Source organism: Pseudokineococcus sp. 1T1Z-3 (assembly GCF_037482365.1).
Taxonomy (GTDB): Bacteria; Actinomycetota; Actinomycetes; order Actinomycetales; family Quadrisphaeraceae; genus Pseudokineococcus.
In genome coordinates, this window is the sequence record NZ_JBBHZF010000004.1 from 22,202 (window position 1) to 36,785 (window position 14,584).

A 14,584-nucleotide genomic window follows, 5' to 3' on the forward strand; every position below is an offset into this window, starting at 1 on the left:
GACGAGGGGCCGGGTCAGAAGCCGCGGCGGCGCTCGTCCTCACCCGCCTCGGCCGGGGTCGGGGCGCTGCCACCGAGGTGGGCCGGCAGCCACCACGCGCCCGGGGGCGCCGACGGCAGGTCGGGGTGGTGGCGCTGCAGGTCGTCCAGGAGCGCCTGCATCCGGCGCCGGAGCTCGACGGCGCACTCCTCGACGTCCTTCGGCGTGACGTGGAGCGGCTCGCCGACGGCGACCGAGACGGTCTGCCCGCGGGTCAGGTCCTTCGGCGTCCCCTTGCCGTACAGGCGCTGGGTGCCCCACACCGCCGTCGGCAGCACCGGCACCCTCGCCGAGGCCGCCATCCGCAGCGCCCCCGACTTGATGGGCTTGACGGTGAAGGACTGCGAGATGGTCGCCTCGGGGAAGAGCCCGACGACCTCCCCCCGGCCGAGAGCACGCAGGGCCACGCGCAGCGACTGCGAGCCGGCGGCGCGGTCGACCGGGATGTGGTGCATCCCGCGCATGAGCGGTCCGGCGACGGGGTGGCGGAAGATGCTCTCCTTGGCCATGAACCGCGTCAGCCGACCGTGGGCGCGCCAGGGGGCGAGGCCGGCGAAGATGAAGTCGGTGTAGCCCACGTGGTTGCTGGCGAGGACGGCGCCGCCGGTCGCCGGCACGTGCTCCAGGCCGGTGAGCCGGGTGCGGATGCCCAAGGCCCGGAACGCCCCGAGCGCCAGGCGGACGACCGGCGGGTAGACGAGGTCGCGCGGAGGTCCGGGACGGGCGGGGTCTCCTGCCGGGCTGCGCACCCGCGGACAGTAGACGCCTACCGCCTCGCGCCCGTCGCCAGACCAGCACTCGGTCGTCACGGACCTGCGGGCCGGTGGCGTCAGGACGCGTCGGCGTCGCAGCCCGTCCCGACCTCGGCGCAGTCCTGCGCGCACACCTCGGCGCCGTCGGGGCGCCGGGCCCCGTGCGGGCTCTCGGCCAGCGCGACGAGCACGGCGCGGCAGATCTCCCCGAGCTGGCCCCGCTGCTCGGGGCTGAGCGGGTCGAGCAGGACCCTGCGCACCTGCTCGACGTGCCCCGGTGCCGTGGCCCGCAGGACCGCCCAGCCGGCGTCGGTCAGCGTGGCGACGGCGCCGCGCCCGTCCTCGGCCGCCCTCGAGCGGCACACCCACCCCTTCTCCTCCAGGCGCGTGACGGCGTGGGAGATCCGGCTCGGCGAGGACGACGTGATGGCCGCGAGCTCGCTCATCCTCAGCTGCCGTCCCGGCGCCTCGGAGAGCATCGCGAGGACCGTGTAGTAGGTCTGCGGCATCCCCGCCTCGGCCCGCATCTGCCGGTCCAGGCTGACGTGGAGCAGCTGCGTCATCGCCACGAGGTCGCGCCACGTGCGGTCCTCGTCGGCGTCGAGCCAGCGCGGCTGCTGCGGGGCGACGCCCTCACCCGTCGACCCGTCCGCGCTCATGGCCCCCATCATGGCGCGCCGTCCGCGGGCGCGACCCGCGACGACGTGCGCCCTACCCCGCCTGCACCGGCACCCGCTCGACGGCGGCGGCGGCGCTGCCGCCGGCGGGAGCCCCCTGCGCGCCCGTCGACGTGCGCCCGCCGCCGTCGCCGCTCGGCTGGCCCACCTGCCCGTGGGCGATGGGCGCGGTGATCCAGCGCTCGGGGATGCCGAGGCCGTCGACGAGCAGCCGCGCGTCGGGGCGCAGCTCCTCGCACAGCTCGTTGACCGTCGCGAGCACCGCCTTGCTGCGGCCCGGCGTCAGCCAGCCACGCTCGAGGTACCAGGCGCGGTCGCGCTCGATCGTCGCGAGCACGTGCAGGTCACCGACGCGGGCGAGCAGCTCGCCGACGGCGTCGTCCTCGCACGCGTCCTCGGCGGCGACGAGCGCCTCGACGACGACCCGGTCCACGTGCGCCCGGGCCGCCGCGAGGAGGTGGTCCTGGGCGTCGTTGAAGACGGCACCCGCGTCGGCCCCCGGGGCCTTGGCCCGGCGCAGGCGGCGGGCCACGCCGACCAGCAGGTGCGCCTCCCGCTCGACGAGCAGGCGCATCTGCCAGCCCCGGTCACGCAGGTCGGCGTCGTCGCTGCCCGGCACGGCCTCGCGCAGGCGCTGCAGCGTGACGCGGGCGGTGGACCGCTCGGCCAGCCGGTCGACCACCTGGTCGGCGACGGCGCGCACCGTGCCCCACGTGCCCATCTCGCCGAAGTCCTCGGCGTAGGAGGTCAGCAGCCCCTTGCCGACGAGCTGCATCAGCACCGTGTTGTCGCCCTCGAAGGTGGTGAAGACGTCCGTGTCGGCCCTCAGCTGCGGCAGGCGGTTCACGGCCAGGTAGCCGGCGCCGCCGCACGCCTCACGGCAGGTCTGGATGGTCGACGTCGCGTGCCACGTCGCCACGGCCTTGAGCCCCGCGGCGCGCGTCTCGAGCTCGCGCTGCTCGCCCTCGTCGACCTCGCCCGGCGCGCTCTGCACGTCGTGCAGGCGCCCGGTCAGCTCGTTCATCGCCAGCTGCAGCGCGTACGTCGTCGCGAGCGCCGGCAGCAGCCGCCGCTGGTGGGCCCGGTAGTCCAGCAGCACGACCTCCTCGGACGTGCCGTCGGCGCCGGGCCGCGCGAACTGCCGACGCGTGAGGCCGTACCGGACGGCGACGGCCAGCGCCTGCTGCGTCGCGGCCCCCACCCCGGCGGCGATGCACACCCGGCCCCGCACCAGCGCGCCGAGCGTCATGAAGAACCGGCGCGAGGCGCTCTGGACGTCGCTGGAGTAGGTGCCGTCGGGGGCGACGCGGGCGAACCGGTCGAGCAGGTCGGCGCGCGGCACCCGCACCGCCGTGAAGCGGATCCGTCCGTTGTCGACGCCGTTGAGCCCCGCCTTCGGGCCGTCGTCCTCGACCTCGACCCCGGGCAGCAGCGCCCCGGCGTCGTCCCGCAGCGGGACGACGAGGCAGTGCACGCCCCGGCCCGTCGGCTCCTCGCCCGGCCCGCCCGTGACCAGCTGGGCGAAGACCGCCGCCACCTGGGCGTGCCGGGCAGCACCGCCGATGTAGTCCTTGCGGGCGCCCTCGTGGGGCGTGGTGAGGACGAGCTCCTGCGTGGCCGGGTCGTACACGGCCGTCGTCTCGATGCTCGCGACGTCCGACCCGTGCCCGGTCTCCGTCATCGCGAAGCAGCCGACGCGCTCGACGGCGATGGTGGCGGGCAGGTAGCGGCGGTGGTGGTCCTCGCTGCCGAGGCTCGTGACGGCGCCCCCGAAGAGCCCGAAGTGGACGCCGGACTTGATCATCACCGACAGGTCGCCGAACCCGAGCATCTCGAACTGCACGACGCTCGCGCCGACGTCGCCGCCGCCGCCTACCGCGGTGGGGAACCCGTGCGCCGTCGACCCCGTCGCGGCGACCGCGCGGACGACGTCGAGCACCTCGTCGCGGTAGACGTCCATCGGCGCGTGCGGGTCGGTGCGGAAGAGCGCGTCGGGCAGGTGCGCCCTCGCCTCGTCGCGGACCCAGCCCCACCGGCCGGCCAGCACCTCGGTGAGGTCGGCGGCCGAGACCCCGCTCGGCAGGTGCTCGCGCGCGGGCCGAGCGCCCTCCCGGCGCTCCTCGTCCGCGCCGCGCCGGGCGGGGCGACGGCCGCGGCGGCCGCGGGCCTCCTCCGGACGCGCGCCCGCCTGGACCGGGGTGTTCGTCGTCGTCGTCACCGCGTGCCTCCTTCGCGCCGGGCCCGGGCTCGCGCCCCGCGCCCCCGGCCGGGTCGACGTCGACCCGTAAGTTACCGGCGAGTAACCACTGTACGCGGTCCCTGCGGCTCAGCCCAGGGCAGGACGCAGCGCCGCCGGCGAGACCACCCGGGCGCGCCGCGCCGCGAGCGTCGACGCCGCGAGCCCGAGCACGAGGTAGCCGCCGAGGACGGCGACGGCCTGCCAGACCGGCGCCGCCGAACCGCCCGCCACGAGGGTGCGCAGCGCCTCGACGGCGTAGCCCATCGGCAGCACCTGGTGCAGCGCCGCGAGCGGGGCCGGCAGCGTCTGCCACGGGAAGGTGCCGCCCGAGCTGACGAGCTGCAGCACCAGCAGCACGAGGCCGAGGAACTGCCCCGGCAGCCCGAACCACGCCACGAGCGCGTGCACCACCGCGATGAAGGCCGCCGACGTCAGCAGCAGCACCGCCAGCAGCCCGACCGGCGAGGCCGGCTCGATGCCGAGGACCAGCACGACGGCGACCCACACGAGCACCGCCTGCATGACGCCGAACAGCGCCGCCGGCCCGTACCCGCCGAGGGCGACGCCGAGCGCCGGGCGACCGGCCGCGCTCGCCCGTCGCGACAGCGGCCGCAGCACCAGGAAGAGCACGTACCCGCCGATCCACAGCGCCAGGGCGAGGAAGAAGGGCGCGAGGCCGGCGCCGTAGCTGCCCACCTGCGCCGGGTTGGCGCTCGTCGTGACGACGGGGTCGGAGATCGCCCCGACCGCCTGCTCGCGCTCGGCGTCGGACAGGTCGGGGACGCCGCCCGCGCCCTCGACGAGCCCGTCGCGCAGCGCCGCGGCCCCCTCCTGCGCCTGCTGCACGCCCGTCGCCAGGGCACCGGCACCCTCGGCGAGCGCGCGGGAGCCCTCGACGGCCTGGTCCTGGCCGCCGGCCAGCTGCTGCGCCCCGTCCGCGAGCGCGCTGGCGCCGTCGTCGAGCTGGCGAGCCTGCGCCGCGAGCGGCCCGACGCCGTCCGCGAGCTGGCCAGTGCCCTCCGCGAGCGCCGACGCACCTGTCGAGGCGCCCGCGATGCCCTGCGCCAGGCCCGGTGCCGCCTCGGCGAGGGCCTGCGTGCCCGCCGCGACCTGCGCGGACCCCTCCGCCAACGCCCCCAGAGCGGCGTCGGTCTGCTCGACCTGGCCCTGCGCGTCGCGCACCGGGGCCACGAGCTCGTCGGCCTGCGCCAGCACGGCCGCGACCTGCTGGTCGTCGAGCCCGAGGTCGACGAGCTGCGCGGCGAGCCCGGCCCGCGCCTCGTCGAGCCCGTCGACGACCTCGGCGGACGCCGTCGCCAGCTCCTCGGCGGTCTGGGCCACCTGGGCGTTGCCGTCGGCGACGGCGGCCGCGCCGTCGGCCAGCGCGCGGGTCTGCTCGGGCAGCGCCGCGGTCGCACCCTCCAGCTGGTCGAGCCCGCCCGCCAGCGCCTGCGCGCCGTCGTCGAGCGCCCCGACGCCCGCCACGAGCTGGTCGACGCCCGCGACGGCGGCGCCGGTGCCCTGCGCGAGCGCGCCGGCGCCGGTCGCCAGGGCGTCGGCGCCCTGGGCGAGCGCCTCCTGGCCCTCGACCAGGGCGGCGCTGCCCTCGGCGAGCCCGTCGGCGCCGTCGCTCGCCTGGCCGAGGCCGTCGGCGAGCGCCCCGGCGCCGTCGGCCGCCGTCACGAGCTGCTGGCTGATCGTCGAGAAGCCGACGAGGAAGGACGACGACGCCTGCTCCCCCACCTGCGTGACGACGGCCTGGCGCGTGGCCGCGACGACGCGCTCGGCGACCGTCCGGCCGATGTAGCTCGTGGCGTCGTTGGTCGTCAGCTGCAGCTGGGCGCGACGCGGGGGCTGCGGGTCACCGGCCGCGACGGCCTCCTGCACGGAGGCGAGGTCGGCCGAGAAGGTGGCCGGGACGAGCAGGGATGCCTCGTAGCGGCCGCTGCGCACGCCCTCGGCGGCGTCGGCCGCGTCGGTCCGGACCCAGTCGAAGGTGCCGCCGGACTCCAGGTCGCTCGCCAGCTGGGCGCCCACCGAGAGCAGCACCCCTCCGGTGCTCGCCCCCTCGTCCTCGACGACGACGGCGGCGGGCACCTGGTCGAGGCGCTCGTAGGGGTCGGCGTTGGCCCACAGGTAGAGCCCGGCGTACAGCAGCGGGACGACGGCGAGGGCAGCCACGGCGAGGCGGCCCGTCCGGGTGGCCAGCAGGCGCGCGACCTCGGCCCGCGCCGCGGCGCCCGACGTCGCGACGGTCGGGCCGGGGCCGGCGCGCCGGCGCCTCCGGCCCTCGGGGGCAGGCGAGCCAGGCAGGTCGAGAGTCACAGCGTCGTCTCCACGGCGAGCTCGGTGGGGCGGGCGGGCAGGTCGGGCGGGCGGGTGGCTCGGCCGACGCCGGCGGCCGCCCGCAGGTCGCCGTCGGCCAGCAGGCCCGCCCCCGCCAGCAGCGCCACCTCGGCGCGGGCGACGAGGACGGCGACACCGAGGCCGCGGGAGGCCATCTCGCCGGCGAGGTCCCACCAGCCGCCGGCCTCGCCGGCGTCCCCGCCGGCCCGGTCTGGGCGGACGAGCACGAGCACCTCGACGCCCTCGCGAGCGGCGGCCAGCTCGGCGAGCGCCCGCGTGCGGACGGACGGCGGCAGGTCGCGCACGAGGACGTGGCCCCACCCCTCGAGCCCCGCCGCGGCGAGCCATGCGCGGGCCTCCTGGGCGGAGGCGGCCAGGCCCGCGGCGCGCAGGTCCTCCGCGACGACCGCGCGCAGCGGCAGGACAGGCTCGGGCTCGTCGACACCGGGCGCGTCGACCAGCGCGCCCGCCCGGCGCAGGTCGTCGCGGCCCCAGAGCCCGACGTCGTGCCCGTCGACCAGCAGACGTCCGCGCGTCGGCGTCGTCCGGCCCGTCAGCACGAGCGCGAGCGCGGTGGGCGCCGTGAGGTCCTGCCCGGCGTCGGTCGCGACGAGCGTGCGCCGACCGGGCGCCACCAGCACCCCCGTGGGCACCAGCAGCACCGCCCCGCCCGCCTCCACGCCGACGTCCTGGGCCTCGATCTCCATCTGCGCGCTCCCCGCCTGATCTCCGCCGACGGCACCCGGCGGAGCGTCGACGGTACGGGCGCCCGCCGACAGCGCCCCGACGCGCCCCCCTCCCGGGCCGAGCGCCCGTCACCCGTCGCCGGTCCCCCACCGCGCGGGGGCGGCGCGGCGCGCGCACAGTGGGACCTCGAGGGTCCCCGTCGGCGGGCGCCCGGGGAGGACAGCTCATGACCACCACCGGAGCTCCTGCCAGCGGGTCCCAGGCGACCGGGTCCCAGACGACCGAGGGCGGGCCGGCGAGCGTGCCCCGCCCGTGGCCCGTGCGCGCCGTGCAGAAGGTCGAGTCCGCCACCTGGCTCGACACCACGGCTGACCTCGAGCAGCGCCTCGCGGCCAAGGGGCTGACGGCCTCACCTCCGCTGCTCGCGCTGCTGCGGGGCCGGCAGGTGGGCCACGCCGTCCACCCGCCGATGACGGACGTCCCCATCGGGGCGTGGCTGTCGGCGTCCGCCCTCGACGCCGTCGGAGGACGCGCGGCACGCCCGGCCGCGCGCCTGCTCGTCGGGCTCGGGTGCCTGGGCGCGCTGCCGACCTTCCTCACCGGCACGGCCGAGTGGATCGGCACGAGCGGCGGGGACAAGCGCGTCGGCTACGTCCACGCCGCCGCGAACGGGACGTCCTTCGCCCTCTACGTCGCCTCCTGGTGGGTCCGCCGGCACGACTCCGGGCACGGCCGCGGCGTCGCCCTGGCCGTCGCGGGCGGTGCCCTCGCGGCCGTCGGCGGCTACCTCGGCGGGCACCTCTCCGTCGCCCGAGACATCGGCACCCGCGACCCCGCCTTCGCCGACGACCCGGCCGCCCGCGAGCTCAGCAGCCCGCACCGCACCTGACGCCCGGCCTCGGGCGGAAGATGGCCACGAGGTCCACCCCCGGAGCCTCCCTCAGCGGAGAAAGGCTACGAAGTACGCCGCAGGCGCCCCTCCCGGCGGAGAAGGGCTACGAAGTCCGGGAGACGCGGGTCACTGGTAGGAGACGAGGTCGGGCACCGGGTCGACGGCCATCGTCTCGGCCGGCGACATCGTGGGGACGTCCTCGTCGTAGAAGTTCTTCCAGCCCCACCGCATCCCGGGCGGCGCGTCCACCTGGAGCGCCCGGTAGGTGTCGAGCTTCTGCCCCGGCGTCCCGTGCCCGTCGGCGTGGACGAGCGGGACGAGCTCGTCGTGGGACATGTCGAGCAGCTCGCGCTCGGTGATCATCCGGGTCTGGAACTGGTGCAGCAGGAAGACCTTCGGCGGCAGGTCGTTGGCCGCCGTCAGCCCCGCCAGCCAGTCCCCCACGGCGTTGACCTCGTCGACGCCGACCTGGCCGACCTGGCGCAGGTGCACCTGGTCGGGTCGCAGCCGCCACTCCGGGTCCAGCGCCAGCCCCACGTGCGGCTCGGTGAGCAGCTCCTCGTAGCGCCGGGCCTGCGTGAGGAAGTCGGTGCGGCCGGGCTGCAGGTCCAGGACGACGTACATGTCGTTCTCGCCCGCCGCCTCCACCCACGGCCGGATGAGCTCGACGTCCAGCTCGGTGGAGTAGTCCCCGTCCGGCCCCGCCGAGGCCGACGCCACGGTCGTGATGATCTCGAAGGTGGGCACGACGGGGTCGCCGGCGAGCTCCTCGTACCCGGCCGCCACCTGACGGGCGCGCTCGACCGCCTCGTCGACGGGCTGCTCGCCCATGACGCCGAGCGCCGGCACCCCCGGCGAGCCGTACAGCGCGACCATGTGCCGTCCCGGGAAGGGGACCTGCCCACCACCGGGCAGCTGGTAGCCGGTGGCGACGACGTCCATCCGCGAGGTGAGCAGGTCGACGTCGCCGAAGGCCGACGACAGGCCGACGACCGAGGACGGCGACGCCGTCGACAGGCGCTCGACGACCGCCCCGTCGACGCGGGGGTCCCCGCCGGGGACCTCCTGGACCTGCGCCCCGGCGGCACGGGCCGTGGCGGCGGCGGCCAGGTCGGCGGGCTGCCCGGTGCCGAGGGCCACGACGCCGCCGCCAGACGTCTCCTCGTCCGACGGCTCGTCACCTCGTGCCGGGGCGTCGACGTCGGCGGTCGCGGCGTCGAGGACGTCGGCGTCCAGCGCCTCCTGCGCCCACGCCAGCGACAGCGGGTCGGCCGCGAGCACCTGCTCGGCGCCCAGCCGCTCGACCTCCGCGGCGACGGCGTCCGTCGCGGCCCCAGCGGCGGCGGGTGGCCCGGCGCCGGCCCCCGGCCCGTCACCGCCGAGGCCCTCCGCGGGGTCCAGCTCCTCGGCGCCGCCCTGCTCGGCCGCACCCCCAGGAGGGCTCTCGGCCGGGCCCGCGTCGTCGCCGGCCGCGCTGGGCCCGGGCGCCGGGCCGCTGGCGCCGTCCGTCGGGGTGGCCTCGGGCGCCGGGGCGTCGACGACGAGGACGGGCACGCCCAGCTCCTCGGCCCGGGCCGCGGCAGAGGTGACGTCGGCCACGTCGTCGACGAGGACGACGACGGGCGAGGCGTCGTAGAAGGCCGTGCTGGCCGGGACCGAGGTGTCACCCCCACCACCCAGGACGGAGACCGCCGGGAGGCTCGCCAGCTCGACCTGCGGCTCGTCGCCGCCGAAGAAGCCGCCGCCCTCGTCCGCGCCGCCCTCCGCGCCGTCGCCCGAGGTGCAGCCGGCCAGCAGCCCGAGACCCAGGGCTGCGGCCGCCGCGGCCCGGCCCCGCGGGCGCCCGGACGCCGCCGCTCGGGGACGGCCGGGCCGGGGGGCGACGGGAGGCTCCACGCCGTCGACGCTAACCCGGGGCACCGACCGTGGCAGGCCCACCGGCGGCGGACCCCCGCCCCCGGGGCCCGGGCAGCGCGGGACCGGGGAGATGATGGGCACGTGAGCAGGGGCACGGGCACGACCCGGGAGCGACGTCCCGGCGCTGCCGTCGGCCAGCCCCGGGAGCCCGACGACGGCCCCGCCGCCACGAGCAGCCCCCAGGCCGACCCCCGGGCCTCGCGCCCCCGCACCGGCCTTCCCGCCCCCCCGGGCGTGGGGCCGACCGCGAGCCCGGCCGACCTGCTCGCCGCCCTGCGCCTTGGCGAGGACACGCTGTGGTCCTCGCCCGCCGGCACCCTGCTGGCCCGCGGCGTGGCCGAGCGGGTGGAGCTGCCGTGGACGGACGAGCTGCCCGGTGCCGTCGCCGACCGCCTGCGCGCCGTCGTCGAGGTGGGCGGCGCCCCGGCGTCCGAGGTCCTCGTCGTCGGCGCGCTCCCCTTCGCCGTCGGCGGCGCAGCCGCGCTGGTCCGGCCCCACTCGGTCCGTCGCGGCGCGGGGCGGCTGCCGCGGGCGGGGGCGGGACCGGTGGCGGGGACGACCGTCCAGGCCGAGACGGCGGTCCCCCCGGAGCCCGCGTACGAGGACGCCGTCCGCCGCGCCCTGGGGCTGCTCGCCGACGGGACGCTGGAGAAGGTCGTCCTGGCCCGGGCCCTCGACGTCACGACCGACGCCCCGGTCGACGTCGGTGCCCTCGTCGCCACCCTCGCCCGCCACGACGAGGAGGCGCGGGTCTTCGCCGTCCCGCTGCCCCCCGAGGAAGGTCGGGGCCTCCGGACGCTCGTCGGCGCGAGCCCCGAGCTGCTCGTCGCCCTGCGCGGCGGGCAGGTCCTCGCCACGCCGCTCGCCGGGTCGACCACCCGCTCGCCCGACCCCGAGGAGGACGCGGCACGGGCCCGCGCGCTCCTGGCCTCGGAGAAGGACCGCCGCGAGCACGCGCTCGTCGTGGAGGCGATGGCGCGCTCGTTCGCCCCCTGGTGCGCCGAGCTCGACGTACCGGCGGAGCCCGAGCTGGTCGCGACGCCGACGCTCTGGCACCTGGCGACGCGGCTGCGCGGGCGCACCGCCGACCCCGCGACGACGTCGTTGCACCTGGCGCAGTCCCTGCACCCGACGCCCGCGGTCGGCGGCACCCCCGACGGCGCGGCGCGCGCCGCCATCGCCGACCTGGAGACCGTCGACCGCGGCTTCTACGCCGGCGCCGTCGGCTGGCAGGACGCCACCGGCGACGGCGAGTGGGCCGTCACCATCCGCTGCGGCGTCGTCGAGGGCTCGTCCGTGCGGCTGCACGCCGGTGCCGGCATCGTCGCGGGCTCCGACCCCGACGCCGAGCTCGCTGAGACGAGCGCCAAGCTCGCCCTCCTGCGCTCGGCGCTCGGCGCTTAGAGGGCGCAGGTGCTCGAGTCTCGACACACTCTTCAATGACGTCTCGCTGGGAGCGAGGGCGTCTACCTGGGCGGTCGAGGTCTCGGGTCGCGCCCCGGAGCCCTCGAGGACTGACGTGCACGAGTGCTCTCCTGGGGCCGAAGGGCGCGGATGCGTACGGAGTGGGACGAGGAAGTCGCCTACTGCGCCAACACGGAGGTCGCTGGAGGCACATGGGGCATCAGCGACACATGGGAGGCAATGCCCCGGCCCGTCAAGGCCGCCTTGATCCGCTCCGGCACGCGCTGACGTCGACCTGCCGGTCGGCGCGTCCCGCCCTGGCTTCGCCCAACGCGTCACGTGACGCGCGCCGCTGGGCGGGGACCTCGCCGAGCCAAGGAGGCGCCGACGCCACCCGGTCCCGCCCGCCGGCCTTCGCCGCGTACAGGCCCTCGTCGGCCCGCAGCAGCAGCTCCTCGGCGCTGGTGGCGGACGTCGGCCAGGTCGCGACGCCGGCGCTGGCCGTGGCACGCACGCACGTCCCGTCCGGGAGCTCGACGGACGCGCGCCCGCACGCCCGACGGAGGCGGTCGGCGACCGCCTCGGCCTCCTCCGCGGCGACGCCCTCCAGCAGGACGAGCAGCTCCTCGCCGCCCCACCGGGCCACCGGGTGCCCGGACGCCGCCGCACGCAGCCGCCGGGCGACGTCGACCAGCAGGTCGTCCCCCACACCGTGCCCGTGGACGTCGTTCACGTGCTTGAAGTGGTCCAGGTCCAGGAGCACCACCGTCACCGGCCGCTCCCCGCAGGCGCCTCGCGGCTCCGGTCCACCCTCGTCGCGGGTCCGCAGGCTGGCCCGCAGCAGCGGCCAGAGACCCCGGCGGTTGAGCAGCCCGGTCAGCGGGTCCTGCGCGGCCTCGACCTCGAGGGCGGCCCGGAGCGTCTCGATGGTCGCGACGTGCGCCTCCAGCCGGAGGTTCGCCTCCTCCAGCTGTCGGCGCGCGGTCCGCTGGGCAGTCGTGTCGCGGGCCACGACGACCCGGCCGACGAGGCGGCCGGAGCGCGCGCGCACGTCGCGGGTGCGCACGTCGAGCTCGCGCCCGCCTGGCAGCGCGACGACGACGTCACCGCTCGAGCGGCCCGGGCCGACGAGCTCGGGCGGCAGGTCACCCCCGGCCGCGGCGTGGACGTCGAGGCGGCCACCGGGGCGCAGCGAGGAGACCAGCTCGAGCGCCGCGGGGTTGGCGTCCACGACGCGGCCGTGCGTCCCGAGGACCCACACGGCGTCCGAGAGGGTGTCGACGACCTGCGCGCACGCCACGGGCACGAGCTGCAGCAGGTCCTGACGCACCGTGGCGAGGGTGAAGACCACACCCGTCACCACGAAGGCGAGCGGGGTCAGGGGGAGGGAGGCGGTCGCGTCGCTGAAGACCACGGACAGCACGTCGACGGAGGCGGGGACGACCGACGCCACGACGAGCAGCGTGCCCTGGCGGCGCAGCTCGCCGGTGGCCCGGCGGCGCGTCCGCCAGGTGACCGCGGTGGCCCCGGCGACCAGCCCCCAGCTGTAGAGGGCGTGCACCCAGAAGCCGGGCCCGTACTCGTCGACCCGGACGGGCGGGTCGCCCACCACGGTGACCTCGGCGTAGAAGACGTGCAGCCACGGGTCGAGGAGGAGGGCCAGCGCGACCAGTGCCGGCTCGACCGAGAGGACGGCCACCAGCCGGCGCGTCACGGGCCGCCCGGACCTGACGTGCACGAAGACAACGATCAGGGCGACCGACAGGCAGACGGAGAGGAAGAAGGGCACGTCGAGCACCCGCTCGACGAGCAGCGGGAGCGGCAGCGCCCGCACCCCCGCCAGCACGCACCACGCAGTGACGCCGCACAGGAGCACGGTGAGGCTGACGGCGACCTGACCGGTGTCACGCCGCCGGCCGACGAGGACCGCCGTCCTCGCCGTCACCGCCGCCGCGAGCAGGCATGTCGCCAGCACGACAGGTGCCACCGCGGCCTCCTCTCCTCGCGGCCCTCCCCCCGTGACCGCCCAGGTCGTCCCATCTCCTGCTTCTCCGTCGTCAGGGCAGGGGGCGACCTTGAGCGGACGCACCAGTCGCGACGCGCCGGTCGGGGCGACGTCGTCGGTGCGCGCCGGCCTCCGGTCGGGCACGATCGTGACGGCCGGCGGCGTCTGGCCGACGGCCCCCAGCGAGAGAGACCAGACCGAGAGGGACCCAGGAGCGAGACAGACGCAGGACCGGCACACCAGACCCTTCCCCTTGAGCACCTGCTCGCTGCAACCCCGACCCCTGCAACCCCGACCCTCTGCAACCCCGGGAGACCGCATGGCCACCGCCACGACCGCGACGCCGACGTCCGCCACGCCAGACCCCGGCGAGCTCGCCGACATCGGCGTCACCGGGCTCGCCGTCATGGGCCGCAACCTGGCCCGCAACATCGCCCGGCACGGTCATGCCGTGGCCGTGCACAACCGCAGCGCCTCTCGCGTCGACGACCTCATGGCCGAGCACGGCGACGAGGGCGACTTCCGGCCCTCGCACTCGCTGGAGGACTTCGTCGCCTCCCTCGCCAAGCCCCGCCGCGTCATCGTCATGGTCAAGGCGGGCGCCGCGACCGACGCCGTCATCGACGAGCTGACGCCGCTGCTGGAGGAGGGCGACATCGTCGTCGACGCCGGCAACGCCCACTTCGAGGACACCCGCCGCCGCGAGGCCGCCCTGCGCGAGGCCGGGCTGCACTTCGTCGGCACCGGCGTCTCCGGCGGCGAGGAGGGCGCGCTGGAGGGGCCGAGCATCATGCCCGGCGGCTCGAAGGAGTCCTACGAGGCGCTCGGCCCGATCCTGGAGAGCATCGCCGTCGACGTCGACGGCACGCCCTGCTGCACCTACGTCGGACCCGACGGCGCCGGGCACTTCGTCAAGATGGTGCACAACGGCATCGAGTACGCCGACATGCAGCTCATCGCCGAGGCCTACGACCTGCTGCGCTCCGGCCTCGGCATGGAGCCGGCGGAGATCGGCGACGTCTTCGAGCGGTGGAACACCGGCGACCTCGAGTCCTTCCTCGTCGAGATCACCGCGCGGGTGCTGCGCCACACCGACGCGAGCACAGGCAGGCCCTTCGTCGACGTCGTCGTCGACCAGGCCGAGCAGAAGGGCACCGGTCGCTGGACGGTGCAGTCGGCGCTCGACCTCGGCATCCCCGTCACGGGCATCGCCGAGGCCGTCTTCGCCCGCGCGCTCTCCGGCGCCGCCGGCCAGCGGAAGGCGGTGCTGGACAAGGGCCTCGCCGGTCCGTCGGGGACCCGGCTGGAAGGTGGCGACGCCGAGGGCTTCGTCGACGCCGTCCGCGAGGCGCTGTACGCCTCGAAGGTTGTGGCCTACGCCCAGGGCTTCGACCAGATCACCGCCGCGAGCGCCGAGTACGGCTGGGACGTCGACCGCGGCGCCATGGCGACCATCTGGCGCGGCGGCTGCATCATCCGCGCCCGCTTCCTCGACCGGATCAAGCAGGCCTACGACAAGGACGAGCACCTGGCCTCGTTGCTGCTCGACGACTACTTCGCCGCCGCCGTCGCCGACGCCCAGGACTCCTGGCGGCGCGTCGTCAGCAGCGCCGTCGCGCTCGGCAT

General features: G+C 76.9%; 10 protein-coding genes. 3 read left to right on the plus strand and 7 right to left on the minus strand.

Going from position 1 to position 14,584, the window contains the following annotated elements; genetic code table 11:
- Window positions 1–14: 14 nt before the first annotated feature.
- The 5 genes from WDV86_RS02105 to WDV86_RS02125 form a co-directional block, all read right to left on the minus strand.
- Complete coding sequence (locus WDV86_RS02105; protein ID WP_339565939.1) at window positions 15–788, minus strand: lysophospholipid acyltransferase family protein; 774 nt, start codon at window positions 786–788, stop codon at window positions 15–17.
- Window positions 789–868: 80 nt separating this feature from the next.
- The gene (locus tag WDV86_RS02110) at window positions 869–1,450 is read right to left on the minus strand and encodes a MarR family winged helix-turn-helix transcriptional regulator (RefSeq protein ID WP_339565940.1); all 582 of its coding nucleotides are present in this window, start codon (window positions 1,448–1,450) and stop codon (window positions 869–871) included.
- 52 nt (window positions 1,451–1,502) lie between these two features.
- The gene (locus WDV86_RS02115; protein WP_445262909.1) at window positions 1,503–3,551 is read right to left on the minus strand and encodes an acyl-CoA dehydrogenase family protein; all 2,049 of its coding nucleotides are present in this window, start codon (window positions 3,549–3,551) and stop codon (window positions 1,503–1,505) included.
- Window positions 3,552–3,794: 243 nt separating this feature from the next.
- Window positions 3,795–6,032, minus strand: coding sequence for a YhgE/Pip domain-containing protein (locus WDV86_RS02120; protein ID WP_339565942.1), 2,238 nt, complete (start codon window positions 6,030–6,032; stop codon window positions 3,795–3,797).
- On the minus strand, window positions 6,029–6,760 hold the full coding sequence (locus tag WDV86_RS02125) for a hypothetical protein (protein WP_339565943.1): 732 nt from the start codon (window positions 6,758–6,760) through the stop codon (window positions 6,029–6,031). Before WDV86_RS02125 ends, WDV86_RS02120 begins: the two co-directional genes overlap by 4 nt.
- Before the next feature lie 206 nt (window positions 6,761–6,966).
- On the opposite strand from WDV86_RS02125, the gene WDV86_RS02130 reads away from it, so the two are divergent.
- On the plus strand, window positions 6,967–7,629 hold the full coding sequence (locus tag WDV86_RS02130) for a DUF2231 domain-containing protein (RefSeq protein ID WP_339565944.1): 663 nt from the start codon (window positions 6,967–6,969) through the stop codon (window positions 7,627–7,629).
- A gap of 129 nt (window positions 7,630–7,758) precedes the next feature.
- Here WDV86_RS02130 and WDV86_RS02135 read toward each other — a convergent pair whose 3' ends face one another.
- The gene (locus WDV86_RS02135) at window positions 7,759–9,528 is read right to left on the minus strand and encodes a hypothetical protein (RefSeq protein ID WP_339565945.1); all 1,770 of its coding nucleotides are present in this window, start codon (window positions 9,526–9,528) and stop codon (window positions 7,759–7,761) included.
- Between the two features lie 102 nt (window positions 9,529–9,630).
- Between WDV86_RS02135 and WDV86_RS02140 the strand changes: the two genes are divergently transcribed.
- Window positions 9,631–10,953 carry an isochorismate synthase gene (locus WDV86_RS02140; RefSeq protein ID WP_339565946.1) on the plus strand — a complete coding sequence of 441 codons (1,323 nt, stop codon included), beginning with the start codon at window positions 9,631–9,633 and terminating at the stop codon, window positions 10,951–10,953.
- Between the two features lie 253 nt (window positions 10,954–11,206).
- On the opposite strand, the gene WDV86_RS02145 is transcribed toward WDV86_RS02140, so the two are convergent.
- Window positions 11,207–12,940, minus strand: coding sequence for a histidine kinase N-terminal 7TM domain-containing diguanylate cyclase (locus WDV86_RS02145; protein ID WP_339565947.1), 1,734 nt, complete (start codon window positions 12,938–12,940; stop codon window positions 11,207–11,209).
- Between the two features lie 337 nt (window positions 12,941–13,277).
- On the opposite strand from WDV86_RS02145, the gene gndA reads away from it, so the two are divergent.
- A partial coding sequence (gene gndA / locus WDV86_RS02150; protein WP_339565948.1) for an NADP-dependent phosphogluconate dehydrogenase occupies window positions 13,278–14,584 on the plus strand: 1,307 nt, incomplete at its 3' end.

Excerpts from the sequence above, each read along its gene's own strand:
- WDV86_RS02110 (WP_339565940.1), bottom strand. The coding sequence starts at position 1,450 with ATGAGCGCGGACGGGTCGACGGGTGAGGGCGTCGCCCCGCAGCAGCCG.
- WDV86_RS02125 (WP_339565943.1), bottom strand. The coding sequence starts at position 6,760 with ATGGAGATCGAGGCCCAGGACGTCGGCGTGGAGGCGGGCGGGGCGGTG.
- WDV86_RS02130 (WP_339565944.1), top strand. The coding sequence starts at position 6,967 with ATGACCACCACCGGAGCTCCTGCCAGCGGGTCCCAGGCGACCGGGTCC.